Consider the following 26,041-nt stretch of genomic DNA (forward strand, 5'->3'; position numbering starts at 1 on the left):
CTTGCACAACCATTATTTGGGTAACAACACAAGACATTGATAAAACTTGAATTTATAGCTAAAGCAACTTCTACAATTTGGTAACCCGTCATCCCGCTACTAGTTAACGCCGCGGCGGTAAATTGACCTTACCCAGAAAAAGTAGAGAGAAAGTTAAGACGTTTTTGGAGTAAAATAAAACGTTTTTTCAAAATATGACAAATAGAAGAGAATATACAGCAGAATTCAAATTAGAAGCTGTTAAGCTGGTTAAAGAAACAGGTCAAGCAAGTACAAAAATAGCAAAAGATCTAGGTATAGATGGCAGTATGTTAAGTAAGAAAATATGATGGAAAAATGTCTGGAGCATACGCATTTCCAGGCAAAGGCTCCTTATGACAAAGAAAGATTTGATCTAAAAAAAGAGCTAATAAGAGAAAGAGACATCTTAAAAAAAGCCCTGGGCAAAGAAAAAGAGTAAAGTATTCTTTTATATAGAAATTGCTATAAAACACAGGAACTATGTAGGGTTTTGTACTGGTGGTATGGGTTGCTAAGGAAAAAAGCAGTAAAGAATTAGCAAAAGAAGGGCTTCTAGCAGATATTCAAAAAATACATCAAGCATTCTAAATGCAGATATGGAGCCCCTAAAATTCACGCTGAATTAAAAGCTTTAGGCAAAAATTAAAACAGTACAAAGTGTTATGCAAGAAAATGGCATTAAAACCAAGCTTAGACGAAGGTTCAAAAATAAAAAACAGCAAATAAGCAACCGAGTTGTGGCTCCGAACACATTGGATCAAAATTTTACTACTGATCAGCCAAATAAAGTTTGGGATTACCTACATAAAAACTAAAGAAGGTTGTTGGCGGCAATAATTGACCTATATTCACGCATGGTGGTTAATGAGTAACATGATAATTAGTTATAGATTCTTTATTGATGGCCGTTGATAAACGCAAACCCGATAAAAATCTGCTGTTACATAGCGATCAAGGGTCACAGTATACCTCTCAAAATTACCAATTTCTATTGAATACAAAAAACATCATTTCCAGCATGAGCCATAAGGGCTGTTGTTACGATAACTCTGTTGCAGAAAAGTTCACTTAAAAGGGAGCTGCTTATTGATACTTCTCGCTCAACAAACCAGAACTGCCATATTTGAATACATAGAAATCTTTTATAACAAATAACGTAGACATTCTACTATTAACTATTGCATTCCTGCACAATTTATTCTCATGATAAAAACGTCTTAACTTTCTCTCTACTTTTTCTGGGTAAGGTCAAATAGAGAATTTTACAAAAATCTATTTTTAACTTACAATCAATTATTACAATTTTAAACCTACAACTTATGTACAACAGACTTATAGTCAAATCTTTTTCAGTATTATGCATCTGTTTATTTGCTTTATACATAACACTGCCAAATTTCTTTGATAATAAGCTTTTTATTTCGAAAAAAAGAATAAACTTAGGCCTTGACCTGAAAGGAGGGGCATCTTTGCTTTTAAACATAGACTTAGACTTCTATTTTAAGGAAAAGCTAAGCATGCTAGCTAACGAAATAAAAGAGACATTGCTAACAAAAGATATTGAATCTAACGTACAAAATAGCGTTATAACTTTAAATAATATTGATGATTATAAAAAAGCATCTGTGTTGATTAATGCGATAAATCCAAATTTAGAGCTAAATAGAAAAGATTCTTCAATTCTCATTTCGTATAAACCCCATTATAAAAATTCTTTGATCAGTGAAGTAGCTGCAGAATCAATAAACAATGTCCAGCGCCGTTTGGACAAACTTGGCACAAAGGAAGTCAGCGTTCAAAAACAAGGGCAGAATAAAATATTAGTGCAGGTGCCTGGAGTAGAAGATACCAAGCAGATAAAATCTCTGCTTGGCAAAACTGCTAAGCTAGCTTTTCATTTGGCAAACACTAACATAGCCAAGGTGCAGGATATAGACCATGAAACCACTGTCATGCTCAAGGATTCTTTAGGTAATTCTTATCCAATATTCCGCAAAACTGAAATAGGTGGTGATTCGCTGGTTAACGCATCAGTTAGATTTGGTCACTTAGGTAAACCAACAGTGCATTTTAAATTTGACAGCATAGCGAGTAAAAGATTCGCAAAAATCACTAAAGAAAATGTGGGAAAACCTTTTGCAATTGTTCTGGATAACACAGTCTTAACAGTACCTACAATACGTGAGCCAATTTTAAATGGAGAGGGAGAAATTAGCGGTAATTTCACTGAAAAACAAGCAAGCGAACTTGCAATACTTTTAAAATCTGGAGCACTGCCAGCACCACTTAAAATAATTGAAGAAAAAAACATTGGCCCAAGTCTTGGAGAAGAGTCAATAAAGGCAGGGGAAATGGCAGCAACAATCTCTATTATAGCCGTGGCTTTATTTATAATCATCACTTACGGCAAATTAGGTGTATTGGCCTCTGTTGCACTTTTTTCTAATGTAGTTCTTATATTATCAATTCTCACTCTGCTTGAAGCAACTCTAACTTTACCTGGAATTGCCGGTATTGCACTCACTGTCGGTATGGCGGTGGATGCAAATGTTTTAATATTTGAGCGAATTCGTGAGGAAATCAAATCTGGCAAGAGAGTGGAACGTGCTATTGAAGAAGGGTTTAAAAACGCTATAAAGACAATACTGGATTCAAATATCACTACATTAATTGCTGCAGGAATAATGTTCATTATTGGCAGTGGAGCAATAAGAGGCTTTTCTGTCACTCTATCAATAGGAATTTTATGTTCGATGTTTTCTGCAATCACAGTCACAAAACTCCTGATAGAGTTGTGTATGAACCCGAAGGAACTAGCGCTTTGAATTAAGGATTTAGATCTCAGTCAACCACCTTCATTCCCACAACGTTATATCCTGAATCAACGTGCAAAATTTCTCCAGTAGTGCCACTACTTAAGTCGCTTAATAAGTATAACGCTGCCTTGCCAACATCCTCTATTGTAACATTGCGTCTGAGCGGAGAGTTATTTCTATTCCATTCTGATATGGAGTGAAAATCGCTTATTCCAGAAGATGCTAAAGTTCTGATTGGACCAGCGGAAATTGCATTTACTCTGATATTTTGTGGCCCGAGATCACATGCTATATATTTTACACTTGCTTCAAGTGCCGCTTTACATAAACCCATAACGTTATAATTTGGCATAACTTTTTCAGCGCCATAATAAGATAAAGTAAGTAAACTACCACCATTTGACATCATTTTTTCAGCCCTTTGCGCTAAAGCAGTAAAAGAATAGCACGATATATGCATTGCATTGAGGAAGTTATCCAGTGAAGTATTGACATATTTACCATCTAACTCATTTTTATCGGAGAATGCTATTGCATGCACCAAAAAGTCAAGAGTACCCCATTTTTTCTCTATTATTTCGAAAGCGTTATCTATGATTTTTTCATTTGAAACGTCGCAGTGTAATATTAGCTCCACATTTAGTTCATCTGCTATTGGTGATAGTTTTTCTTTTATTATTTCATTCTGGTAGGTGATTGCAAGTTCTGCTCCGTGCTCTGAGAGAGTTTTTGCTATACCGTATGCTATTGATCTCTTATTTATTATTCCGGTTATTAATCCCTTTTTGCCTTGTAATAGACTTGTCGTCATAGAACTATCTGTTTTTTTATAATTTGGAATATTAACTAGGTAAAGTCAAGATATCACTATGTTTTAAAATATTTTTTGCAGTAACTTGAAGTCTATAAACAGTAATCTTGATTCTTCTACAACAAAGCCATCCCGTATGACATTTTGTCTATACCTAATTAAGCATATCAATAAGTAAGTAAATCTTAATATAATCTTATTATACTTATAAATACGCTGTATAGAATGAAAGTATGGATGATTTCATAACTGCAAGAAGAAAAGATGATGCTGTGGTATCTGTTTGTCAGGATAATAAGAAAAAAAACGTGTTAATTTTAGGGCTCAATCAAGTTGCAAGGGATTTGTTAAAATATGAAGAGGAGAATTTGCTTAATAAGCCATTAATTAATATCTTAAGCACAAGAGCAGCTGACAACGTGAAGAATTATTTAGAGTATACCGAAAATGGGCACGATTTACTTGATATATTACCTAAAGTGATAGATTTTTCCTTAACTGATGCTAAAGGAGAAGATATCAGGACAAAAGTAAAAGTTTTCCGCACTGCACAATTTGCCAGTAATAAAATAAATTATGAGCTGTTAATACGTGATATCAGTTTGTCCCATAAATTAGGAATCTTTAGAGATGAATATCTAATGGGTAAAAAATATAAAAACCATGACTTATTCGATATACCGGGCAATGAGTCCACTATTCTAGAGTTATACGTTATATTGAATTTCGCCTTTCAACATCAAATTAATGCAGCTATAGGAATAATTGGCTTAAATAGTAGCTGTAGCGAGACAAATGATGCACTGAAAGTTGTCATAGAACATTTTTATAAAAATTGCCGTAGTGATGATTTTCTAGGGTATATTGATGAGAATAAAGTGCTTTTTGTTTTGATTAACTGCGATGTAAAAAGTACATCTAAAATAATTAATCGTATACATTCTGCCATTAATAAGCAGTTATTAATGCAAAAATTACCAAGTGTATCAATAATTTATGGGAATATAGCTCAAAAACAGGCAGCAAAATCTACCAGCGGTGCCTTCTGAAAAGTTGTTTTTTATTTATATTGAGTTTAAACTTAAATTTTTATAAAGATTTAAGTTTATTTATGAAGTTAAAGTACTACCTGGTAGCACTGCTTTCATCATTGTTTTTGCAGAATAGTGCTAGCTCTAAAACAATTTTGGATAAGGAAATATTTTATGCAGAACTAGACGGAAAAATAGATTTGAGATTCGGCTACGCCTTCAACAGAGATTCTTTCAATGCTAAGCCTAAGGATAAAACTTCAAGTTATTCATACTTGCGCTTTCTTTATTTACAGCAAGTTTATCCAAATACTCAAATGGGGGTTAATGTTAAGGCAGGGGTTTCTGGTATTGCAAACCTAAAAGCGTTAGACATAGAAAAGTTAGACATGGAGGAATGGTATTTTATCATAAAAAACCAGGAACTTGGATCAATTGAATATGGTAAAAGAAGTTTAGTTGGTCAGAGCATGTTAATTAACACTTCAAAAATTTATGCAGCTGCTGGAGGAGTAAATGGTCATTGGACAAACTATGCAAATTTGCGCGGTGATCATAAAAAAGATGGTGACCCTGGATATGATCAAGACAAGGTGTTCTGGGTCAAGCCCAATATTTATAGCGATTATAATGAACTCGAACTAGGGTTAAAACAATCATCAATTAACTACATCTCCCCTGAAATCTATAACTTTCAACTCGGATTCAGTTATGTTCCAGGAAAAAATAACTTACAGTACAGCAATTTAATTGCTGCTGGCCTTTCCTATAAAAACAGCTTGTCAGATGATATAGGTTTTACTACTGCCTTAACTGGTGAATTTGCAAGAGAAAATTTAACTGATTGCTCAGATGGGACTTCTAAAAATTATGAATGCCGCAATCAATTACTACACTGGAATTTTGGTTTGAAGCTAAAATTGTTCGATCTTGATTACATTTTTTCGTATGGTAATGGTGGTAAATCTGGTGAGAAGCGTAATCCTGAAACAAATAATACGTATTATATGAATGCAGGTATCGCTTACCGTTCTGATTCTTACAAATCGAGCTTAACATATTTTAGTAGTGGTAGGGATATTGCAGGCGAAGGTACAAACGAGTTAACATCATATGCTTTAAGTCTTGAAAATTCTCTTTTTTTAGGTACTTCATACTATTTCGATATTGTAAAGTTTAGTACAAAAGAGCCTAAAATAGAAAATAACAACTCTGGTTATGTGTTCTTGGCTGGACTGAAATTAAGTTTTTAATATTGCCTCCTTCCAACACTCTTTTCTGTCATCCAAGGTAACCGTTCACAGATTTCCACTTAATTTTTCAATCTCACTCATGGAGAGGCCAGTAAACTGACCTTACCCAGAAAAAGTGGAGAGAAAGAAAAGAGTTTTTTTGGGTAAAATAGAATTTTGGAGGATTAGAAATGGTAAGAGAATATACGGCAGAATTCAAATTGGAAGCTGTTAAGCTGGCAAATGAACAAAGAAAGGTAGGTCAACCAGTTGCAAAAGTAGCAAGAGATCTAGGAATAAGGGATAGTGTATTAGGAAAATGGATGAAGAAATATAACGAAAAAAAGTCAGCGGCAAATGCATTTCCAGGTAGAGGTAACATGGCTCCTTACGACAAAGAGAGGTTTGATTTACAAAGAGAGTTAGCAAGAGTAACAAGGGAAAGAGACATTTAAAAAAAAGCCCTGGCCAGTCAAAAAGAGTAAAATATTTTTTTATAAAAGAGCATAGTAATACCAATTCCCATTACAGGGCAAACAGATGGACAATGATGGAAGAAAAGCCATACTGAAGTAAGTAAAATAGCGAGGTTTAAATGGCATTAAGATCAAAATTATTGGATGAAAAAGTAGTAGAATCAGCAAAAGAAATGCTGAAGAAAGTAAGGAATAATGCATATGTTTCAAAAAAACTAAATGCTGTAATTGCAGCAAAAAAGTACAGTATAACGGCTGTAGCAAAAATATATTGCATTTCAAGAAGCGCACTAACTTCGTGGGTAAAACTCTTGAAAATTGGCAGAGAAGAAAAACTGTTTGCTCCTTCACAACGTCGTAGAAAAACTAAATTAAATCAGGCTCAACTACAGCAAATTGAAGAGTGGATAGAAGAAAATCCTAATATCACCATTAAAGAAATGAGAATAAGAATCCAGGAAAAGTTCGGATTAAATATCAGCAAATCTACAGTACACCGCCATATGCAAAAGATGAAATTCTCATATATTACACCAAGACCAGTTCATAATGGACAAGATAAAAGCAAACAAGAGGAATTCAAAAAAAAATCTCAATGGAGCTATTAGCAAGTATCCAGAAAAAGAGCTATTTTTCTTTGATGAATCACGGTTTGGCACACATTCAAAAGTTGGACATGGGTGGTTTAAAAAGGGGATTAGAACACAGGTTAAAACAAAATTAGGTAGGCAAAATTTCTATCTCTATAGTGCAGTTAATCCTAGAAATGGAGAGAGTTCTAGCTTATTTGCACCAAATGTCAACACTGATTGCATGAACATATTTCTTGAGCAAATTTCGCAATATCTAGAAACACGAGAGGCTTTTCTCGTTATGGACTGTGCTAGTTGGCATAGGTCAAAAAATTTAAAGGTACCTAAAAATATCGACATTATATACCTACCTCCATACTCACCTGAGCTAAATCCTGTTGAGAGGCTTTGGTTATATATAAAACAGAACATTTTGCGCAATAAAATATACGATACAATTGCTCTACTTGAGGGTGCTTTGTGCAAATTTATTACTTCTCTTGCCAGCTCCACAATTAAACAACTCTGCAATGTTTCCTATTTGACTGGACAACAATGAGAATTGGTATTAGAGGTTGTCCGGAAACAAGTAAAAGGCTATAATATCTGAAATTTTAGTACGGGGTAAAGATGAGAAAAAAGTATCCAACAGATCTAAGCGAAAGGGAATGGGCAAGAATAGAAAAACACTTCAGAGTATCATACAAGAAAGGAGGAAGGCCGCCAAAGTATAGCAAAAGAGAAATATTAGAAGCAATTTTCTATGTATTGCGTACAGGGTGTCAATGGCGGTATTTACCAAATGATTTTCCGCTATGGAAGACTGTGTATGAGCAGTTCAGGCAATGGAAGAAGCAGGGAATTTTTGAGAAAATGAATTATGAAATTACAAAATATAGTAGAAGAAAAATAGGAAGGAATGAGCAGCCGAGTGCCTGTATAGTAGATAGTCAATCTGTAAAGACTACAGAAAAGGGGGGATCAAAGGCTATGATGGAAGTAAAAAAGTAAAGGGTAGAAAAAGGCATATAATTACAGACACTCAGGGTTTTATACTAGGTTGTTACGTAGGCGCTGCTAACGAAAATGATAGAGATGGTATTAAAATAGCATTAAACAATATGAGAACAAAATATACTAAAGTTAAAAAAATGTGGGCTGACATGGGATACCAAGGAAGAAATTTAAAGAATCACATAAAGGAAGAATATGACATAGATATTGAAATTGTTACAAGGCCTCCATGTAGATTTTGGGTGCACAAAGATACGCCACCTGAGCTACTACCAACAAGAGAACAAGGGTTTAAAGTACAGCCAAGAAGATGGGTTGTAGAAAGGACTTTTGCTTGGGTTAATAGGAATAGAAGGCTATCGAAGGAGTATGATTTACTCACAACATCCACTGAGAATTTCATATACCTAGCTATGAGTAGGGTTATGTTAAAGAGGGAATATGCTTGAATTTACTAGTTTCCGGACAACCTCTAACTGCTATAAAGTACAGGAATTATGTAGGATTTTCTGCTAGTGGCTACTATAAGTGGACCACAAGAAAAATAAGCAGTAGAGAATCAGCAAATAAAGAGCTACTCGAAGCTATTCAAAAAATATATCAAGTTTCTAAATGTAGATATGGAGCTCCTAAAATTCATGCTGAATTGAAGGCTTTGGGTAAAAGTTGCAATTTGAAAACGGTGCAAAGTATTATGCAGAAAAATGACATCAGGGCTATACTGAGAAGAAAGTTTAAAATTAAAAAACAACAAACAGATAATAGAGCTGTAGCTCCCAATATACTAGATCAAAACTTTATTGTTGATCAACCAAATAAAGTATGGGATTACTTACATCAAAACCAAGGAGGGATGGCTATATTTGGCAGCAATAATTCTCACGTATGGTAGTTAATGAGTAGTGCAATAAATAAACAATTGGTTATGAACTCTTTATTAATGGCCATTAATAGGCGTAAACCTGTTAAAAATCTACTGCTGCACAGTGACCAAGGTTCACAATATACTGCGCAAGGGTATCAATATCTCTTAGCTGTAAAGAATATAGATGAGTAATAAAGGCTGTTGTTACGACAATTCTGTTGCAGAAAGCTTCTTTAGCTCATTGAAAAGAGAAATACTTATTGATACTTCACAACACTCTGCTCAACAAACTAGAACTGCAATATTTGAATACATAGAAATTTTTTATAACAAACAACGTCACTATTAACTATTGCATTCCAGAACAATTTGATGCATCATTCTTTTTGTAAAAAACATTCCACACTTTCTCTCCACTTTTTCTGGTAACCGTTCACGCAATGGCGTCAACTTAAGAGCCTTCATTAGCAGACTCTCCTAAAGACATGATGGCGTTTAGGCTTATCAACTTTGTCCATTCACGGTATAAGAAAGTAGTTTACAAAAATTGCATAATTAGTATAAAAAACAATAAACTAGATAGATGAGGGGTTGATGATAGAGGTGCTACAAGAAAAGATTGTGGTATTGGAGTCAGAAGTTGGTACTCTGAAAGCAGAGAATGATAAGTTAAGGACAAAAATAATTGAGCTAGAGGATAAGCTGGGTTTAAATTCAAAAAATTCATCGCTGCCACCATCGCAAGATGTATATCGCAAAAAGACAAAAAAGAAGAGCGATAAAAAACCAGGCGGGCAGCCAGGACATGAAGCGCACAAGCGGGAATTGATGGTAGCAGATGAGGTGGTAAAATGTTCAATTGATACAATTTGCATGTGTGGAAGCCAAGTTATTTTAGAAGAAGAAACTGTGCATCAAAAGGTTGAATTGCCAAAAATTAAACCGATAGTGACTGAATATAGGCTACAAAAAGGCTACTGTAAGGCGTGTAAGAAAAGGATCTCAGCTAGTCTGCCTGAAGGTGTGACAAGGGATCTTTTAGGAGCTAATGCAAAAGCAGTAATTAGCAGTTTTAGTGGATTTTTTATCAATTCAAAAAGGGAAGTACAGCAAATTTTGAGCAGCATATTTAATCTGAATATAAGCCTAGGTTTGGTATCAAAGACCGAGGGTAGAGTATCAGAAAAATGTATATCTGAATACGAAAAAATAAGAGAAGAGCTACGGAAAAGCAAGTATTTACATATAGATGAAACAAGCCATAGGAACCAGGGAAAGAAAGGTTGGAGTTGGGTAGTAACGAATAAAACAGCAACACTTATGAAGTTAGTTGGATCTCGCGGAAAGAAGATATTAAAAGGGCTATTGCCAGAGTATGATGGAATAGTTATAAGCGATAGGTATGCTGCGTATAATTACTTTAATCGTGAAAACAGACAGATATGCTGGGCCCATTTAGCAAGGGACTTTGAAAGGTTTTTTTACAGTAAAAATGTTGAAGTGAGCAGAATTGGCGCAGCATTAAAATCGCTGAGCAACAGGGTATTTGTGGTAGATAGAGCACGTAAACAAAACCTGATAGACAATTTAAGATTTTTCCGGTTAATGAGGAAGATTCGAAAAAGGGTGAAACATTTTTTGCGAGAGATAACAAGGGTTGCAAAAGGAACTCAGGCCTCGAGAATGGCTGCCAATATACTACGTTCTGAAGATATGATGTGGAGATTCGTGCGCAATCCTGATCTGATCGAGACAACCAATAACCTTGCAGAACGTCAGGCTAGACGGTACGTCATTTATCGTAAAAATAGTTTTTTCACTTGGTCAGAACGTGGAGAAAAGTTCATTGAAAGAATGCTTTCGATATTTTTGACTGCACGTTTGAATGATCAGAATCCTGTCCAGAAACTACAGAATTTAGTCGCTATTCCTGCCTAATTGGGAATATTCCGTGAACGGTTACGAAAAAGTGGAGAGAAAGTGTGGAATGTTTTTTACAAAAAGAATGATGCATCAAATTGTTCTGGAATGCAATAGTTAATAGTGACGTTGTTTGTTATAAAAAATTTCTATGTATTCAAATATTGCAGTTCTAGTTTGTTGAGCAGAGTGTTGTGAAGTATCAATAAGTATTTCTCTTTTCAATGAGTTAAAGAAGCTTTCTGCAACAGAATTGTCGTAACAACAGCCTTTATTACTCATCTATATTCTTTACAGCTAAGAGATATTGATACCCTTGCGCAGTATATTGTGAACCTTGGTCACTGTGCAGCAGTAGATTTTTAACAGGTTTACGCCTATTAATGGCCATTAATAAAGAGTTCATAACCAATTGTTTATTTATTGCACTACTCATTAACTACCATACGTGAGAATTATTGCTGCCAAATATAGCCATCCCTCCTTGGTTTTGATGTAAGTAATCCCATACTTTATTTGGTTGATCAACAATAAAGTTTTGATCTAGTATATTGGGAGCTACAGCTCTATTATCTGTTTGTTGTTTTTTAATTTTAAACTTTCTTCTCAGTATAGCCCTGATGTCATTTTTCTGCATAATACTTTGCACCGTTTTCAAATTGCAACTTTTACCCAAAGCCTTCAATTCAGCATGAATTTTAGGAGCTCCATATCTACATTTAGAAACTTGATATATTTTTTGAATAGCTTCGAGTAGCTCTTTATTTGCTGATTCTCTACTGCTTATTTTTCTTGTGGTCCACTTATAGTAGCCACTAGCAGAAAATCCTACATAATTCCTGTACTTTATAGCAGTTACTATGCTCTTTTATAAAAAAATATTTTACTCTTTTTGACTGGCCAGGGCTTTTTTTTAAATGTCTCTTTCCCTTGTTACTTTTGCTAACTCTTTCTGTAAATCAAATCTCTCTTTGTCGTAAGGAGCCATGTTACCTCTACCTGGAAATGCATCTGCTGCCGACTTTTTTTCGTTGTGTTTCTTTATCCATTTTCCTAATAAACCACCCTTTATTCCTAAATCCTTTGCTGTTTTTGTAATTGTTTGACCTACCTTTCTTTGTTCATTTGCCAGCTTAACAGCTTCCAATTTGAATTCTGCCGTATATTCTCTTGCCATTTCTAATCCTCCAAAATTTTATTTTACCCAAAAAAACTCTTTTCTTTCTCTCCACTTTTTCTGGGTAAGGTCAGTCTTTAGGCACCCAAACAAAGGGAAATGCTGGATAAAAAGAAAATACTTTAAAAAGTATAATAACGATAACTGGCGTTTTATGACAAGTAACAAGATACATCTTATTATACACAGCGATCATGATATTAAACGACATATCAAAGTGCAAAAAACCAGATCTCCATATGATGGTGATTGGGTATATTGGGGTAAACGTCTGAGAAAAATACCAGATAAGCCATTAAGAGTAATAAAACTATTGAAGTTACAACAAAGTAAATGTGATAATTGTAGACTATGGTTTAAAAGTGATGATACAATAGAAATACATCACAAAGACCGGAATAGACGAAACAACATGATCAAAAACTTATCTTTGTTACATGGACATTGTCACGATGAATTACACAGGAGGTGTGCATGAAAAGCACCAAATTGGAGAGAAGCCGTATGAGGCGCAAAGTCTCACGTACGGTTTTGAAGTCGAGTGAGGAGGGGCGACCTTCTTCACTTAGACAACAATATGCAGATGAAACTACGGAAGAAGACTTAAGGAAAATAGCAGAAAAAGCACCAATAATAAAGTTAGCCTACGATGAATTAGACAGGTTTAGCTGGAATGAAAAAGATTTAGTAGCATATGAAGAAAGAATAATGGATCTGCGGAAAGAAGAAGGCATCCTCGCTAAAAAACTTGATGAGGGAAAGATTGAAGTAGCAAAAAACCTACTTAAGGCTGACATCTCTATTGATATTATCTCTCAGACAACCGGCCTTCCTCAAGCTGAGATTAAACGACTTCAGGAAGAAATCACCTAAAAGGCTAATGATCAACGAAAAAATTGTAAGAGAGAACTTAAAAAAAGTCATAGAGCAAAAAAGCGGTAAAGATGTGACCGCTCTTGGCATAATATCCTCAATTATTATTAAAGGTCAAGATGTTGGTTTTGTGCTTGAAGTTGCCGGTAACACGCAAGCAAATGAAGAATTAAGAAAAAATTGTGAGCAAGCTGTTAAAGCTATACCGGGGGTGACAAAAGTGACCGTGGTTGCTACTGGTCAAAAACAAACTGGGCAACAAAAAGCTAAATTACATATCGAAGGAGTGAAAAATATAATCGTTGTAGCCTCTGGTAAAGGCGGTGTGGGCAAGTCCACAGTTGCGCTAAATCTTGCTCTCTCATTAGCAAAGTTGAAACATAAAGTTGCGCTGGTTGATGCAGATATATATGGTCCTTCAATTCCTAAAATGCTTGGCGCTGAAAAATTAAAGCCAGAAATACAGGATAGTAAAGCAATGCCTATAGAAAAGTATGGACTGCATACTATTTCAATTGGCTATTTTATCGATAAAGATCGTGCAGCAATATGGCGCGGACCTATGATTACAAAAGCACTTTATAGTCTGCTAATGGGAACAAAATGGTCCGATATAGAGTATTTGATAATTGATACACCACCTGGAACTGGCGATGTGCATTTAAGTCTTATGGAAAATTTTAACTTAACTGGGGCGATAATAGTTTCAACTCCACAGGAGCTCTCTTTAATCGATGCTCGCAAAATTTATGATATGTTTACAAAGCTCAGCGTACCGGTTATTGGCATTGTAGAAAATATGAGTTATTTCATTCAAAGCGGCTCAAAAATATACATATTTGGAAAAGACGGTGCAAAAAAAATGTCTGAGGAGCTGGGCATCAAACTTCTAGGCAGAGTTCCTCTAGATCCACAAATATGCCATGCTTCTGATTGCGGAAATCCTTTAATGCTAAGTGAGGATTTGGCAGAGATTTATGAAGACATTGCTCAAAGTATAGTTAAACAATAGAATAAGCGTGAGAAACATGCGAATCAAAGTCCTCTTTTGTTAGTTACAAAATAGACTGCTTGCATAACCATTATTTACATGAAAAATTAGCAGCTTTTGTCATTCCAGCGCGTGACGCTGGAATCCAGAAAAAAAGAAGAATGGATCCCAGTGGGCTTTGTTGCATCGCTACTTATGAAAGGCTAACTATAATTAGGATTATAAGCAACTTATTGAAAATCTTGTTTTTTTGCAATCAATCTGATCAAATTTAAGAATAGTAATTTGTTATTTATATTAATAAATTTAATTCTATTGAAAATAGCTAAAGCATTGAAATTCTTGAATTTTAGCCGGATTAGTGAGTGGTAGTGAAATTTCTTTTACTCAAATTTAGGTATTCACTGACCGTTCTTGTTGTAAATACCAGAATAATAAGCTACTGATATTCTCCACCTTTTTTATCTTTAATCCATCATAGCTAGCGATGCAACAAAGCCATCCCAGTGTCAAGCACTGGGATGACACCTTTATGTTTGAGGCAAAACCGGCCATAGCATTTAACACACTGCCTTCGCAAAATGTTCGTACAGTTGTTCGTTACGTGCTGGAATGACAAGGTGGAGTGTCTTTAGATGTCATCCAAGTAGCTGACACTGGGATCTAAAAAATTTAATTTATATATAAAGTTTGTTTAAACTATTTTCAAAACAGATAAAATATAATTTTACAATTAGCGTAAATAAAATGAATTATGATGTAATCATTTCAGGTGGTGGGTTACTTGGTCTTATTACTGCCATTGGCCTCAGTTGTGACTCTGTGTCTGTAGCTGTGATTGAAAAAAATAGTCTACCACGTGTAGTAGATGATAATCGAGCATTTGCTATTTCTCAAGGCTCGAAAAAAATATTGGAAAAGTTAGGGATTTGGCAGTTTGTGGAAAGTGAAGCTGAGCCAATACTTGATATATGCATATTAGATGCGGTTACTGTGCATTACAATCATAAAATGGTTAGCGAAGAGCCAATGGGTTATGTTATCAACAATGCTACTATATGGAATGCAATCAACAATAATTTTCTAAATAAACTGAATATATACTCTCCACATTCCTATAAAACAATTGCTTGTGATTCAGGATATGTGGAAGTGATTCTTGATAATAACCAGGAATTAATATCATCGCTACTTATCTGCGCTGAAGGCAAAAACTCTAAATTACCAGAGTTATTTTCTATACCGACAGTGAAATTTGACTATAAACAAAGTAGCATAGTATTTAATGTAAAGCATGAACTGCATCACCAAAACTTAGCTGTAGAGCGTTTTTTTCCTGGCGGTCCATTTGCAATTCTACCGATAAAGGATGGCTATACTTCTTCGATAGTTTGGACAGAAAAATCTGGAATTTCAAAAATGCTAATGGATCTGTCTGAAGAAGAATTTATTATAGAGCTTAAAAAAAGATTTGGTTCTTATTTAGGAAAGATAAAACTAGAGGGTGAAAGAAAACTTTATCCTTTAAGTTTTGTTTTCGCAAAAAAGTTATATAAGGGTAGAGTTTTGCTTATCGGCGATGCAGCACATTCAATTCATCCAGTTGCAGGTCAAGGGCTTAATCTTGGAATTAGAGATGTAGAAAGTATTATAAAGCACGTAGTTGCCGCAAAAGCATCTGGTATTGATGTTGGCAGTAGTTATTTATTAAAGAAAATTTCACGTAACAGATACTTTGATAATTTTACAATGGCGCTTGCAACTGATGGATTAAATAGGATGTTTTCCAACAGAATATTCTGCGCTAAAGCACTAAGAAATCTTGGCTTGATTGCAGTTGAAAATTCAAATTTCCTCAAAAAACGCTTCATTCGGCATGCTATGGGATTTATATAAATCACTATTTTATAGTTAATGCAAGTCAGGTTTCCCACGTCATACCGCCGCGGTATCTTGGCCGCTAACACGTAGCGGGATGACGAATGTATCTGTTTAGCAGTTGTGTTAAAAGTCAATAGAAAAATTGATGTAGCTGTGGATAAGTACTTTTATCTGTATAAACGTGCTTATCCACAGCTATACTGGCTCTTAGATAGAAACAGACAGAGAGTTATATTCCTCAGTAAAAACCCTGTCATCTCTGACTAAAGAGTTAGCAAGAATAAGCAATTTCCTCATGGCAGCAGTGGAAGCAATTTTATATGGCTTTTTATATTGACTATATAATCTAGTAAAGAAAGGTTTGATATAGGAATTAGGGGGGGAGGGGGGGATGTATGGTCCCAGAGTGTGATGGTATGATAAAATATGAGAAAACAATACCATCAAAGGAGGAATTATGGGACAAATATTACATGGGTGCGCCAAAACAACAGAGACAATTCGTAGAGCAATACAAAATAGTAAAGAGAGCATAGCAAAACTCTCCAGGTACTATAACCTTAATCCAAAAACTATCATTAAATGGAGAAAACGGTCTTTTGCCAAAGACGCTGATATGGGTCCGAAGCATGCAAGATCAACTGTTTTAACTTTAGAAGAGGAGGCTGTAATTGTTGCATTTCGTAAGCATACTCTATTGCCATTAGATGATTGTCTCTACGCTTTGCAAACCTCAATCCCACACTTGACTCGCTCTAGTCTACATCGTTGCTTACAGAGGCACAGCATTAGCAGACTACCAGATGTTGATGGCGAAGTTAAACCAAAAAAGAAATTCAAACAATATCCTATAGGCTATTTCCATATTGATATTGCAGAAGTCAGAACAGAAGAAGGAAAGTTATATTTGTTTGTTGCAATAGATAGAACATCCAAATTTACGTATGTTGAGTTGCATAAAAGTGCTACAAAACCTATAGCTGCTGAGTTTCTACGTAATTTGATTAAAATTTTACCATATAAAATCCACACTATTTTGACAGATAACAGTGTACAATTTACCAACCAAAAACGCCATAAATACGCTTTTCAACATATATTTGATAGAGCTTGTGAAGAAAATGACATTGAACACCGTCTAACAAAAGTTAGCCATCCTTGGACAAATGGGCAAGTTGAGCGTATGAACAAAACTTTAAAGAATGCCACTGTTAAGAAGTATTACTATCAGTCTCACCAGCAACTCAAAGAGCATCTTTATGACTTTGTTATGGCCTACAATTATGCTAAAAGACTCAAAACTCTTAAGGGTCTTACACCTTTTGAGTTTATATCTTTACAGTGGACAAAATCTCCTGAATTGTTCATACTAAATCCACACCATCACACTCTGGGACCATACACTTCCTGTGTTTCGTAATATTATACAATCAAATTGATAAAAGCTGTATTATCTCCTTGCAGCATTAAGTGTATATTTTTTGCTATTTTTTCCACTAAGGGAGTAACATTATCAAAATTTGAAAATTTTGATAACACATAATCTGCTAAGCTTCTTTGATCTTCAGGTCTACCCACTCCAAATCTCAAGCGCCAATAATCGTTGCCAATAAAACTATCTATGGATTTAAGTCCATTATGTCCAGCAGAGCTACCACCTTTCTTTATTTTTATTCTTCCAAGTTCCAAATCAGCGTCATCGTGTATGACAACGATATTATCTAGCGATAATTTGTAAAAGTTTCGTATTTTTGCAACAGGGATGCCTGAATTATTCATAAATGAATAAGGCTTTATTAACATGATTTTATTATCATTAATTATGCCAGAGGTTATCAGATAATCGGCTTTTTTAGAGAACAACTGAAAACCCCAATATTTGCAGATTGCATCAACGGTGATGAAGCCGATATTATGATGAGTTAACTCATATTGACTACCAGGGTTACCAAGCCCAACTATCAGGTGCACTATTCCTCTGTTTCTGCTTGAGGTTCTTCAACGTCACTATCGGCAGCAGAAATTGTAACAATGGTAAAATTTTCTTCTTCATGGGCTACAAACTTAACACCTTCTGGTAATTTTACATCATTAATATGTATAGACTGGCCAATCATTTTACCGGATAAATCAACTTCAATAACCTGAGGTATTTTATCAGGAGAGCATTTAACAGCAATAGAACGACACAAAACATTAAGCACTCCACCTAACTTGATCCCTGGGGCTTTACTTTCATTCACAAATGATAGAGGTATGTCTATTTTAATTTCACTGCCTTTATCAACAAATTGAAAATCAACATGTTGCACAGTATCCTTTACTACATGCAATTGGATATCGCGAACAAGAGCATATTCCTTTTTGCCCGAAATATTCAGCTCTATCAAATGTGCAGAAAGAGAACCTGATTTATATTGCTTCGTGAATTCCTTTGCAGACAATGTCAAATTTACATTATCATGGCCCTTTCCATATATTATTCCAGGGATGTTTCCTTTCTTCCTTAGAGAATGCACCGCTTTTGTTTTTGTCACGTTACGTAACTCTGCATTAATTGTTACTATTTCCTGTTGCGTCATCGATTACTCCTATTCAGCTAATCCTTTTAATATAATTTAATAATAATATAACATAAAAATATTTATTTCAAACTTCATTCTTTCATACTAATTGTTTGTGAAAGGATTTATTTAGATATATATTTAAACTTATTTAACAAGAACTATGGGCATTGACGATAAAGTAGTTTTTAGGATTTATAAACCAACAAGAACTGCAACACAATCTGGTTTAGGTAATACAAATTTCTGGCACCTAAAAATTGAATCTGGCTCCTACTACATTGAACCTTTGATGGGGTGGGTTGGCTCAAAAGATCCCAAAAAACAGATTGTATTAAAGTTTGATTCTCTTGAAAAAGCAGTATTCTACGCAAAAAAATGCAACGTTAAATACATAATTGAAATGCCAAAAAATGTTAAGAGGCTGCCAAAATCTTACGCAAGCAATTTCATACTAAAGTAAGGTTTATTGTGGTGTGCTTATCTGTAAAAGATAAAGCTTAGTATAACCAATTTAACTCTGGGTTTTAAGTTGTGCTAACACACTGCGGCCATTTAAAGAGTCAAGATTTTTAACCTGGCTAGCCAGTATTAAAGAGTTATTTTTCAGGTATTTCTTTACAAGGCTTGCAAGTCTTTTTGGATTATTCAAATAGCTCCATTCTGCTTGTAAAACTTTTATATCACTTTGCACTAAATTAATTTCACTTTTTATTTTTATTAGCTCTCTATTTAACGACTGAACATGTAATTTTACCTTAAATAATCCTACAATGCTAAGAAAAAACACAGCTATTGAGATGATGCAGAAAGTTCTCACGACAACCTCTGTATAGCTCTTAGTTTTGCTGAGCGTGAACGCGGATTTGCACTTACTTCTTCTATACTTGCTTCGATCACTTTTTTATTTAGCAGAGAGAATGTCTTGCAATCAGTAGCACATAAATCTTTAAAAAAAGTTTTGACTATACGATCTTCTAAGGAATGAAAGGTGACGACAATTAATTTGCCATTCTCACTTAAAATCTCAGATGCAGCTTTAATACCCTTTTCAAGTTCTCCCAGCTCATCGTTTACCCATATTCTGATTGCCTGAAATGTTCTGGTTGCAGGATCAATTTTGCTTTTTCCACGAAATACCACGGAACGTACAATATCCGCAAGCTCAAATGTAGTTTTGATAGTTTTCTTCTTCCGTGCATTTATTATTGCTCTTGCAATTTTGCGAGAATGACGTTCGCCTCCGTAGTTATATATAGTATTTGCGATTTCTTCTTCGCGTAAAGCGTTAACAAACGTTGAAGCGTTTATATAAGAAGAGTTATCCATGCTCATATCGAGTGGACCATCATGTAAAAATGAGAACCCTCTATCTCCGTTATCAAGCTGCATAGATGAAACTCCGATGTCAAAGACCACTCCATCCACCCCGTTTGATGTCATTCCAGCGCGTGACCAGTTATTTTTTCCAGTATCAAGTACTGGGATGACAGGAGATGGCTCAACGCTGCTTAGTATACTTTTAATATTACTAAACTTCTCAATGAATAGTTTTATTCTATCTGGATATCTAACGCTTAAATCATCATAAAACTTAGTTACCGTTTCATCTCTATCAATTGCATATACTTTGCAATCAGCTGACTCCAATATTGCTTTGCTATACCCTCCAGCTCCAAATGTGGCGTCCACGTATATGCCACCATCCTGCGGTGATAGTAGTGATAGCATCTCTTTTAACAAAACTGGAGTGTGTGTCATAGTGCTCCATCAAGAGACTCTGTGCATACAAATAAAAATAGCTTCCCACTAAAACATATGGAAATATATAGGCAATAATATAAAAATACTTGAATATAGTCAATGATATAAAAATATTAAGATTTAATAAGATACCATTATTAGTATAATGTTCAAATTTTTCTATTATATAAAAAAAAGTAATGTATATTACTAAATACTAAACAAACTATAGAAGATTATGCAGCAAATAACAAAAGCAATATTCTCGAGTTTGATTTGTAACACTTTATTGTGGTATGACCACATGCTTTTTGGCCACTTAATAAACATAATAGGTGGTGTGTTTTTTCCATCAGATGATCAACTAACCAGCGTATTGAAAGCTTTTGGAGTGTTTGCAGTGGGTTTCTTAATGAGACCAATCGGCGCTGCTATATTTGGTCACATTGGTGATAAGCATGGCAGAAGAGTTGCCTTATTGCTCTCGATTATATTAATGACTTTATCAACCGTATTAATTGCTTTTGTTCCAGGTTATCAAAGCATTGGAATACTAGCGTCAATGCTGGTAGTGTGTTTAAGATTATTGCAGGGTATATCTCTTGGAGGAGAAGCAGGAAATGCACCATTTTTAATAGAACATGCTCCTAAAAACAAAAAAGGATTTTTTGGCAGCATTGAAGTATTAAGCGCAATTTTTGGTTCAGTATTAAGCCTGATAGCGGTACTCATATGCAAAAAAGTATCTGATTTTGAATCTTGGGGGTGGAGATTACCTTTCATTTTCAGTTTAGCAATGGGATTAATTAGCATATATATGAGATATATACTTGATGAAAGCCCAGAGTATAAAAGACAAAAAAATCCGTCTAAATTGCCACTAAAAGAGTTATTAAACAATTACAAAAAGCCTGTTCTAATATCAATAGGTATTGACTTGGTTGAAAATGCGTCTCTCTATATATATTTGGTATTTTTCAATGTGCTTACGAATAAAATATTAACAGTAAATACTCATTTTAATCATATAGTGGAAATACTGAGTCAAATTGCGCTCGGAGGATTGACAATATTGTTTGCAATACTTTCTGATAAGGTAGGAAGAGAAAAAGTTATGAAATTTGCATTTATAGCTTTTGTAATAGTGAGTTATCCAGTTTTTTCAATGTTATGTAGTGGCAATTACTTGCTGGCACACATTCTTTTTATAATTCCAATAGCTGCATCGCTTGGTCCTGTCAGTGCACTTATGTGCGAATTATTTCCAACAAAGGTTCGGTACAGTGGATTTGGTTTATCAAGAAATATAGCTGCTGGATTTTTTGGCGGCCTTGCACCATTTATATGCACAACAATTATCAAGGTTACAGGACAAGAGACTTCAGCTAGTTTTTACATGATTTTCTGTGCATTAATTGGGCTAGTTGCTACATCGCAAATTAAGGGTGAGCTTTCTTCAAAATTACCCAAAGTAAACCAAGTATAGTTGCAGTATAGCAGAATTTAAAAAAATCTAATTATAAGGCGGGAAGTGCCAATTTTTAGGTGATAATGTGAATATTTCAGCACCATCTTTTGTTACTCCGAGCGTATGTTCAAATTGAGCAGAAAGTGAAAGATCACGTGTTGTCACTGTCCAATCATCGAGTTTACTGAGCAGAGTCTCATGTTTTCCAGCATTAATCATTGGCTCTATTGTAAAGAACATACCTTCCTTCAAGACGAGATTTTCATCTTGATCATAGAAATGCACTACATTTGGTGGAGCATGAAAGACTTTTCCTATACCATGTCCGCAGTAGCTGCGTACGATAGAATATCCAAAATCTCTAATATATTTCTCTATAGCAAGCCCTATTTCATTTAACTTATTGCCGGGCTTAACTTGTTTGATTGCTTCCATCAATGCATGATAAGTAGCGTCACACAAGCGTTTTGCTTTTATTGATGGCTTGCCAACCCAAAACATGCGACTTGTATCACCATGCCAGCCATTTAAAATCACCGTGACATCAATATTTAAAATATCTCCATCTTTAAGTGGTTTATTATCGGGAACACCATGGCACACAACTGCATTTTTTGAAGTGCAAATCGATTTTGGATACCCCCTATAGTTTAGTGGTGCTGGAATTGCACCTGCATTAATTATAAAATCATGACATAGATCATTTAACTCATTAGTTGTCACCCCTACCTTTACGTACGGTGCAATGAAATCAAGAGTTTCAGCAGCAAGCCTGCCAGCCTTGCGCATAAATTCAAAATCTTCTTGTGAGTGTATAGTTATGTTCATATTTTCCATGTCTTATTGTAATTGGTACGCTTACTCGCAAGTACATAAACATAATAATTTTACATATTATAAAAATAAGTCCTATGGATCCTAGTGTCAAGTCATTTGTATGAAAGGTGGTAAAACAGAAATCTAGACTGTAACTTTTGATTTAACCCAATTATACAATTTACTCATTTTACCATCCTGACCTAAAATACCAGAATTATTTTTATAAAAAGTGTCAACTATTAGCTTTATAGAGCCTATAGCAGCAGAAAATACAGGATTTTTATCATATTCGCCATCAAGACCGCTACAAGACTCAGGGCACCCAATTCGAACTTGCTTATTGAATATATAGCCTGCAATTTCCTTCATGCTTGTGAGTTGACTAGTTCCACCTGTGATCACTACTTTATTAATTGGATCTTTCTGCTCTTGAAATTGCTCTCTTACCATTTCAAGTATTTCTTCAACTCTTGGTCTTATGATGTTAATAAGCTCAGATTTGAATACTTGAGTAGGTTCATCATTTTCGTTGTTTTGCATTGTAATGTACTCATTCTCATCTATTGAAGTTACGATAGTGCTGCCATACAGTATTTTTATATACTCTGCACGTTCTATGCTTGTGCATAGCCCGTAAGCAATATCTCGAGTGATATGAACACCACCAATTGGAACGCTGCTTGCATACACAAGTTTCCCTCTTTTGAAAATTCCAATTGCAGTGCACCCACCGCCTATATCAACAATAGCAGTCCCGAGCTCTTTTTCATCTCCACTCAGACAGGCAAGACCTGCAGAATATGCAGAAGCAATACAACCTGCCATATTTAATCCACCATTATTGGTAATACAGTTTTCAATATTGGTAAGCGCTGGACGCGAAGCAGTGACAACATTAACATCAGCAGATAGTCTTTTTCCGTACAATCCACCAACTTCTTTTATGTCAGTCATGTCATCTAAGTGATATTTTAGTGGTATATTGTGAATGATAACATTGTCTTCAATATATTTCTCAAATGTTTGAAAAACTACACGTCTTATATCACGCTCAGAAATCTCATGGTTAGCTGCAATAATTTCATTATGTACATTGAAAGATGAGATGCCACATCCAGCAATGTTCACATATATCTGATCTATGGTTTCTTCTGATACTTGTTCAGCTAAACCTATAGTTGATGAGATGGAGTAATTTGCGTGTTTTACATTAGTTATTGATCCACCGTTTACACCTTCTGCAATCTTATAACCCGTTCCTGTTACTTTATAGCTGAAGTTGCTATTTATCTTAACGATTAGACAAATAATCTTTGTTGTACCTATGTCTAAAACAGCAAAAACGTTTCTCTTTGGTTTTGCTATTACTGCAGAGTACATTAGTTAACCTTATTACGCAATTTCATTTAAATTGTAGCTTTCTTTAATAATTTATATTTCTATTATAGATATAGCAACATTTTAATATACACTAAATTCTGGACAAAAGGAAAAGCAAAACATAGAATTATAATTTTTATGTCCATATTACCAATTGTAATTGCCCCTGATGAAAGACTAATCACACGTGCCAGTGAAGTAACAGATATAAACGATAAAATTAAAGAATTAGTAAACGACATGTTCGAAACTATGTATGATGCAGAAGGTCTTGGCCTTGCTGCAGTGCAAGTTGGAGTGTTAAAGAGAATTTTTGTTGTGGATGTTCAGCTAGAAACAATTGAAAATGAGCCAGCAGGATATGAATCAATTGGCAAATTTTGCATGATTAATCCAGAAATTACGGAATTATCTGATGAACAAGTGACTCTCAAGGAAGGGTGCCTTTCAATTCCAGAGCAAAGCTATGAAATTAAGCGTCCAAAGTATTTAACTGTGAAATACAGAGACTTAAATAACGAAGAACAGACGCTAAAAGCTAGTGGTTGGCTTGCAAGGTGTATTCAGCATGAATTAGATCACTTAAACGGCATATTATATATTAGACATTTATCTAAATTAAAGTATGATATGGCCATGAAAAAAGCACAAAAGGTTAAAAAGCATTATGAGCAATAAAGACCTAGAATTATTAAAATTTTACCATGAAGTGGGCGTTGATTGCACACTAATGGAGGGTGAAGAGGAAAAAAAGCTGGAGAGCAAAGAGAGTGTACAACCCTCTGTTATCCAAACTGGGACCAAGAAGAAAGATGCAGATATGCGCTGGGATGACACTAAAGATGGAAAAGACATGTTTCCAAGTGACTGGATAATCGAAGCAAGGAAACTTGCAAGCAAATGTAATAGTGTGGATGAACTAAGAAGTGTAGTGAAGTCATTTGAAGGTTGTGAAATAAAAAAAACTGCAACTAATACTGTCTTTTCCGATGGTAATCCAAACGCAAAAGTTATGCTCGTTGGTGAAGCTCCAGGAGCAAATGAAGACCTTCAAGGCATACCATTTTGTGGTGCAAGTGGAATGTTGCTCGATAAAATGTTAAATGCAATCAATCTTGATCGCACTAAGGTATACATAAGCAATACTGTATTTTGGCGTCCACCTGGCAATAGAAAGCCAACCGACCTAGAGCTTGATATGTGCAGACCATTTGTCGAAAAACACGTTGCACTAGTTTCACCACAAATTTTAATTTTGGTCGGGGGAATCGCATGTTATAGCCTTCTTGACAGCACAAAAACTATATCGAATTTGCGTGGCAGATTTCATACGTACACTAACCAATATTTGTCCAATTCAATCACCACAGCCGCTATATTTCATCCAGCTTACCTACTTCGCCAACCGGCACAAAAACGTTTAGCCTGGGAGGACTTGAAGAAGATTAGGGAGTATCTTGATAACACCAATAACTGCACAAATACCTAATAAAGTGGTAGACCTCTTGCATAGTTTTTTGCAGCATGTTAACAATCGTTAGAAACGAAAAAACTTACTTGACACCCTTCGCCAGCGCCCTTATCATGATAGTGAAGCTATTGTATTTGCTTTCGCCAATCTGCAGATTAAAAGGTAAGGATTACTTAATGTATCGGCGTCTTATGTTCAATTTTTTGCAGTATATAGATACTGTATGTCTTTACAAAACTTCATCTACATCTAGATTTTTATCTAAATAAGCTGAACGCGCTTATAAAGCGTTACAAGACATCAAAAAATGCCAATACTCGACAGAGATAGTAAAAGACTAGCTAACTCGGGGATTCTTTGTCTTTTTTTCTGCTTAGTAAATTTCTTAAACATTTGCAGCGTAAGTTAGTTGCAATTAAAAGCAGCTGAATTTCGCTTGTCAAGCGTTTAAAACATAAAAAACGCCAATATTTTAAAGCGGATAATAACCCCAGGGCTTCTTTTGCCTTTTTTTCCGTTTGGTAAATTTCTTAATGTTTATAGCTAAACGACAATCGTCATCCCGCTGCTTGTTAGCGGGATCTATGCTTTGAGATACCGCGAATAAATTGCGGTATGACGTAGAGCTCGCGTTAGCTATACTTTTATGCTTACCAACTCAGTATCCAATCAAAATCCTGGATTTCAGTGTCAAGCACTGAAATGACACCAAAAGAGCTACTGCTGTTTTGGATGGAAACCAGTGTCAGCTACTTGAATCTGCCACGCAAATTGCCTGCAAATTGCAATGTTCGTACAGCTGTGCGTCATGCGCTGGAATGGCATCAAGGGGTAACTTTTTATTTAAACAATGATTGTAAAATGATTATAATAAGAGATCTATTGAAATTTTAAAGTTATTAAATATTGACGCTAT

23 protein-coding genes and 6 pseudogenes are annotated in these 26,041 nt (G+C 35.0%); 19 read left to right on the forward strand and 10 right to left on the reverse strand.

Features of this window, described 5'->3' with window-relative positions; genetic code table 11:
* The first annotated feature begins 194 nt into the window (after window positions 1-194).
* Window positions 195-1,176, forward strand: a pseudogene (locus tag OPR21_RS08780) (IS3 family transposase).
* A 46-nt stretch (window positions 1,177-1,222) separates the two neighbouring features.
* Here the strand turns inward: OPR21_RS08780 and OPR21_RS05850 are convergent.
* Window positions 1,223-1,504 carry a hypothetical protein gene (locus OPR21_RS05850; protein WP_039964338.1) on the reverse strand — a complete coding sequence of 94 codons (282 nt, stop codon included), beginning with the start codon at window positions 1,502-1,504 and terminating at the stop codon, window positions 1,223-1,225.
* Here OPR21_RS05850 and secD point away from each other — a divergent pair.
* The gene (gene secD / locus OPR21_RS05855) at window positions 1,404-2,846 is read left to right on the forward strand and encodes a protein translocase subunit SecD (RefSeq protein WP_425383751.1); all 1,443 of its coding nucleotides are present in this window, start codon (window positions 1,404-1,406) and stop codon (window positions 2,844-2,846) included. The two genes, OPR21_RS05850 and secD, sit on opposite strands and share 101 nt — an antisense overlap.
* A 16-nt stretch (window positions 2,847-2,862) precedes the next feature.
* On the opposite strand, the gene OPR21_RS05860 is transcribed toward secD, so the two are convergent.
* Window positions 2,863-3,648 (reverse strand): enoyl-ACP reductase FabI, encoded by a 786-nt coding sequence (locus OPR21_RS05860; RefSeq protein WP_006280349.1) that lies wholly within the window; start codon window positions 3,646-3,648, stop codon window positions 2,863-2,865.
* A gap of 233 nt (window positions 3,649-3,881) precedes the next feature.
* Between OPR21_RS05860 and OPR21_RS05865 the strand changes: the two genes are divergently transcribed.
* From OPR21_RS05865 to tnpC, 7 genes and pseudogenes are all read left to right on the forward strand, one after another.
* A complete protein-coding gene (locus tag OPR21_RS05865; protein ID WP_077188505.1) occupies window positions 3,882-4,697 on the forward strand; it encodes a PAS domain-containing protein in 816 nt (271 codons plus the stop codon).
* Between the two features lie 62 nt (window positions 4,698-4,759).
* Window positions 4,760-5,932, forward strand: coding sequence for a porin (locus OPR21_RS05870; RefSeq protein ID WP_236514339.1), 1,173 nt, complete (start codon window positions 4,760-4,762; stop codon window positions 5,930-5,932).
* Between the two features lie 170 nt (window positions 5,933-6,102).
* Window positions 6,103-6,419, forward strand: a pseudogene (locus OPR21_RS05875) (transposase); the annotation flags it as partial.
* Window positions 6,420-6,506: 87 nt separating this feature from the next.
* A protein-coding gene (locus OPR21_RS05880) for an IS630 family transposase (protein ID WP_265029767.1) occupies window positions 6,507-7,518 on the forward strand; the annotation gives its coding sequence in 2 pieces (ribosomal slippage) (window positions 6,507-6,968 and window positions 6,970-7,518; 1,011 coding nt in all).
* A gap of 71 nt (window positions 7,519-7,589) precedes the next feature.
* Window positions 7,590-8,422, forward strand: a pseudogene (locus tag OPR21_RS05885) (IS5 family transposase).
* A 25-nt stretch (window positions 8,423-8,447) separates the two neighbouring features.
* Window positions 8,448-9,230, forward strand: a pseudogene (locus OPR21_RS08785) (IS3 family transposase); the annotation flags it as partial.
* Between the two features lie 202 nt (window positions 9,231-9,432).
* The gene (gene tnpC / locus OPR21_RS05905) at window positions 9,433-10,776 is read left to right on the forward strand and encodes an IS66 family transposase (protein WP_265022247.1); all 1,344 of its coding nucleotides are present in this window, start codon (window positions 9,433-9,435) and stop codon (window positions 10,774-10,776) included.
* A 56-nt stretch (window positions 10,777-10,832) separates the two neighbouring features.
* On the opposite strand, the pseudogene OPR21_RS08790 reads toward tnpC, so the two are convergent.
* A pseudogene (locus OPR21_RS08790) lies at window positions 10,833-11,935 on the reverse strand (IS3 family transposase).
* 154 nt (window positions 11,936-12,089) lie between these two features.
* Between OPR21_RS08790 and OPR21_RS05930 the strand changes: the two are divergent.
* The 3 genes and pseudogenes from OPR21_RS05930 (at window position 12,090) to OPR21_RS05940 (ending at window position 13,820) form a co-directional block, all read left to right on the forward strand.
* Complete coding sequence (locus tag OPR21_RS05930) at window positions 12,090-12,413, forward strand: HNH endonuclease (protein ID WP_065095496.1); 324 nt, start codon at window positions 12,090-12,092, stop codon at window positions 12,411-12,413.
* Window positions 12,414-12,508: 95 nt separating this feature from the next.
* Window positions 12,509-12,808: pseudogene (locus OPR21_RS05935) on the forward strand (hypothetical protein); the annotation flags it as partial.
* Between the two features lie 7 nt (window positions 12,809-12,815).
* Entirely contained in the window at window positions 12,816-13,820 is a 1,005-nt protein-coding gene (locus OPR21_RS05940; protein WP_236515147.1) for an Mrp/NBP35 family ATP-binding protein, read from the forward strand.
* A 372-nt stretch (window positions 13,821-14,192) separates the two neighbouring features.
* Here OPR21_RS05940 and OPR21_RS05945 read toward each other — a convergent pair whose 3' ends face one another.
* Window positions 14,193-14,366 carry a hypothetical protein gene (locus OPR21_RS05945; RefSeq protein WP_265029789.1) on the reverse strand — a complete coding sequence of 58 codons (174 nt, stop codon included), beginning with the start codon at window positions 14,364-14,366 and terminating at the stop codon, window positions 14,193-14,195.
* A gap of 180 nt (window positions 14,367-14,546) precedes the next feature.
* Between OPR21_RS05945 and ubiH the strand changes: the two genes are divergently transcribed.
* Together ubiH and OPR21_RS05955 are read left to right on the forward strand one after the other, a co-directional pair.
* Window positions 14,547-15,695, forward strand: a complete 1,149-nt coding sequence (gene ubiH, locus OPR21_RS05950) for a 2-octaprenyl-6-methoxyphenyl hydroxylase (protein WP_077188488.1) — start codon at window positions 14,547-14,549, stop codon at window positions 15,693-15,695.
* Window positions 15,696-16,137: 442 nt separating this feature from the next.
* The gene (locus tag OPR21_RS05955; RefSeq protein ID WP_006279689.1) at window positions 16,138-17,100 is read left to right on the forward strand and encodes an IS481-like element ISWpi4 family transposase; all 963 of its coding nucleotides are present in this window, start codon (window positions 16,138-16,140) and stop codon (window positions 17,098-17,100) included.
* A gap of 2 nt (window positions 17,101-17,102) precedes the next feature.
* On the opposite strand, the gene pth is transcribed toward OPR21_RS05955, so the two are convergent.
* Entirely contained in the window at window positions 17,103-17,651 is a 549-nt protein-coding gene (gene pth, locus OPR21_RS05960; protein WP_006279688.1) for an aminoacyl-tRNA hydrolase, read from the reverse strand.
* Window positions 17,651-18,262: a 50S ribosomal protein L25/general stress protein Ctc gene (locus OPR21_RS05965; protein WP_006279687.1), complete on the reverse strand. Its 612-nt coding sequence runs from the start codon at window positions 18,260-18,262 to the stop codon at window positions 17,651-17,653. The genes pth and OPR21_RS05965 overlap by 1 nt, the downstream gene beginning before the upstream one ends.
* Window positions 18,263-18,407: 145 nt before the next feature.
* Here OPR21_RS05965 and OPR21_RS05970 point away from each other — a divergent pair, with 145 nt between their 5' ends.
* Window positions 18,408-18,707: an NADH dehydrogenase ubiquinone Fe-S protein 4 gene (locus OPR21_RS05970; RefSeq protein WP_006279686.1), complete on the forward strand. Its 300-nt coding sequence runs from the start codon at window positions 18,408-18,410 to the stop codon at window positions 18,705-18,707.
* 51 nt (window positions 18,708-18,758) lie between these two features.
* Here the strand turns inward: OPR21_RS05970 and ftsL are convergent, their stop codons facing one another.
* Together ftsL and rsmH are read right to left on the reverse strand one after the other, a co-directional pair.
* Window positions 18,759-19,064 carry a cell division protein FtsL gene (gene ftsL / locus OPR21_RS05975; RefSeq protein WP_006279685.1) on the reverse strand — a complete coding sequence of 102 codons (306 nt, stop codon included), beginning with the start codon at window positions 19,062-19,064 and terminating at the stop codon, window positions 18,759-18,761.
* The gene (rsmH, locus tag OPR21_RS05980) at window positions 19,061-20,005 is read right to left on the reverse strand and encodes a 16S rRNA (cytosine(1402)-N(4))-methyltransferase RsmH (protein WP_006279684.1); all 945 of its coding nucleotides are present in this window, start codon (window positions 20,003-20,005) and stop codon (window positions 19,061-19,063) included. The genes ftsL and rsmH overlap by 4 nt, the downstream gene beginning before the upstream one ends.
* Before the next feature lie 220 nt (window positions 20,006-20,225).
* On the opposite strand from rsmH, the gene OPR21_RS05985 reads away from it, so the two are divergent.
* Window positions 20,226-21,473: an MFS transporter gene (locus tag OPR21_RS05985; RefSeq protein WP_265029799.1), complete on the forward strand. Its 1,248-nt coding sequence runs from the start codon at window positions 20,226-20,228 to the stop codon at window positions 21,471-21,473.
* Window positions 21,474-21,500: 27 nt separating this feature from the next.
* On the opposite strand, the gene map is transcribed toward OPR21_RS05985, so the two are convergent.
* Together map and ftsA are read right to left on the reverse strand one after the other, a co-directional pair.
* Window positions 21,501-22,283, reverse strand: coding sequence for a type I methionyl aminopeptidase (gene map / locus OPR21_RS05990; RefSeq protein WP_006279681.1), 783 nt, complete (start codon window positions 22,281-22,283; stop codon window positions 21,501-21,503).
* Window positions 22,284-22,415: 132 nt separating this feature from the next.
* Window positions 22,416-23,654 carry a cell division protein FtsA gene (ftsA, locus tag OPR21_RS05995; protein ID WP_006279680.1) on the reverse strand — a complete coding sequence of 413 codons (1,239 nt, stop codon included), beginning with the start codon at window positions 23,652-23,654 and terminating at the stop codon, window positions 22,416-22,418.
* A gap of 138 nt (window positions 23,655-23,792) precedes the next feature.
* Here ftsA and def point away from each other — a divergent pair, with 138 nt between their 5' ends.
* The 3 genes from def (at window position 23,793) to OPR21_RS06010 (ending at window position 26,019) form a co-directional block, all read left to right on the forward strand.
* On the forward strand, window positions 23,793-24,332 hold the full coding sequence (def, locus tag OPR21_RS06000; RefSeq protein WP_006279678.1) for a peptide deformylase: 540 nt from the start codon (window positions 23,793-23,795) through the stop codon (window positions 24,330-24,332).
* Window positions 24,322-25,143: a uracil-DNA glycosylase gene (locus OPR21_RS06005; RefSeq protein WP_236515138.1), complete on the forward strand. Its 822-nt coding sequence runs from the start codon at window positions 24,322-24,324 to the stop codon at window positions 25,141-25,143. The genes def and OPR21_RS06005 overlap by 11 nt, the downstream gene beginning before the upstream one ends.
* A 684-nt stretch (window positions 25,144-25,827) precedes the next feature.
* Window positions 25,828-26,019: a hypothetical protein gene (locus OPR21_RS06010; protein ID WP_236515137.1), complete on the forward strand. Its 192-nt coding sequence runs from the start codon at window positions 25,828-25,830 to the stop codon at window positions 26,017-26,019.
* The last annotated feature ends 22 nt before the right edge of the window (window positions 26,020-26,041 follow it).

This window comes from Wolbachia endosymbiont (group A) of Philonthus cognatus, from assembly GCF_947251755.1.
Lineage (GTDB): Bacteria > Pseudomonadota > Alphaproteobacteria > Rickettsiales > Anaplasmataceae > Wolbachia > Wolbachia pipientis.

Coding starts and splice junctions, on each gene's coding strand:
- OPR21_RS06005 (WP_236515138.1), top strand. CDS start 24,322: ATGAGCAATAAAGACCTAGAATTATTAAAATTTTACCATGAAGTGGGC.
- ubiH (WP_077188488.1), top strand. CDS start 14,547: ATGAATTATGATGTAATCATTTCAGGTGGTGGGTTACTTGGTCTTATT.
- OPR21_RS06010 (WP_236515137.1), top strand. CDS start 25,828: ATGACACCAAAAGAGCTACTGCTGTTTTGGATGGAAACCAGTGTCAGC.
- OPR21_RS05955 (WP_006279689.1), top strand. CDS start 16,138: ATGGGACAAATATTACATGGGTGCGCCAAAACAACAGAGACAATTCGT.
- OPR21_RS05970 (WP_006279686.1), top strand. CDS start 18,408: ATGGGCATTGACGATAAAGTAGTTTTTAGGATTTATAAACCAACAAGA.
- OPR21_RS05940 (WP_236515147.1), top strand. CDS start 12,816: ATGATCAACGAAAAAATTGTAAGAGAGAACTTAAAAAAAGTCATAGAG.
- OPR21_RS05965 (WP_006279687.1), bottom strand. CDS start 18,262: ATGACGCAACAGGAAATAGTAACAATTAATGCAGAGTTACGTAACGTG.
- ftsA (WP_006279680.1), bottom strand. CDS start 23,654: ATGTACTCTGCAGTAATAGCAAAACCAAAGAGAAACGTTTTTGCTGTT.
- rsmH (WP_006279684.1), bottom strand. CDS start 20,005: ATGACACACACTCCAGTTTTGTTAAAAGAGATGCTATCACTACTATCA.
- map (WP_006279681.1), bottom strand. CDS start 22,283: ATGAACATAACTATACACTCACAAGAAGATTTTGAATTTATGCGCAAG.
- tnpC (WP_265022247.1), top strand. CDS start 9,433: ATGATAGAGGTGCTACAAGAAAAGATTGTGGTATTGGAGTCAGAAGTT.
- def (WP_006279678.1), top strand. CDS start 23,793: ATGTCCATATTACCAATTGTAATTGCCCCTGATGAAAGACTAATCACA.
- OPR21_RS05865 (WP_077188505.1), top strand. CDS start 3,882: ATGGATGATTTCATAACTGCAAGAAGAAAAGATGATGCTGTGGTATCT.
- OPR21_RS05870 (WP_236514339.1), top strand. CDS start 4,760: ATGAAGTTAAAGTACTACCTGGTAGCACTGCTTTCATCATTGTTTTTG.
- OPR21_RS05860 (WP_006280349.1), bottom strand. CDS start 3,648: ATGACGACAAGTCTATTACAAGGCAAAAAGGGATTAATAACCGGAATA.
- OPR21_RS05985 (WP_265029799.1), top strand. CDS start 20,226: ATGCAGCAAATAACAAAAGCAATATTCTCGAGTTTGATTTGTAACACT.
- OPR21_RS05850 (WP_039964338.1), bottom strand. CDS start 1,504: ATGTTTAAAAGCAAAGATGCCCCTCCTTTCAGGTCAAGGCCTAAGTTT.
- OPR21_RS05930 (WP_065095496.1), top strand. CDS start 12,090: ATGACAAGTAACAAGATACATCTTATTATACACAGCGATCATGATATT.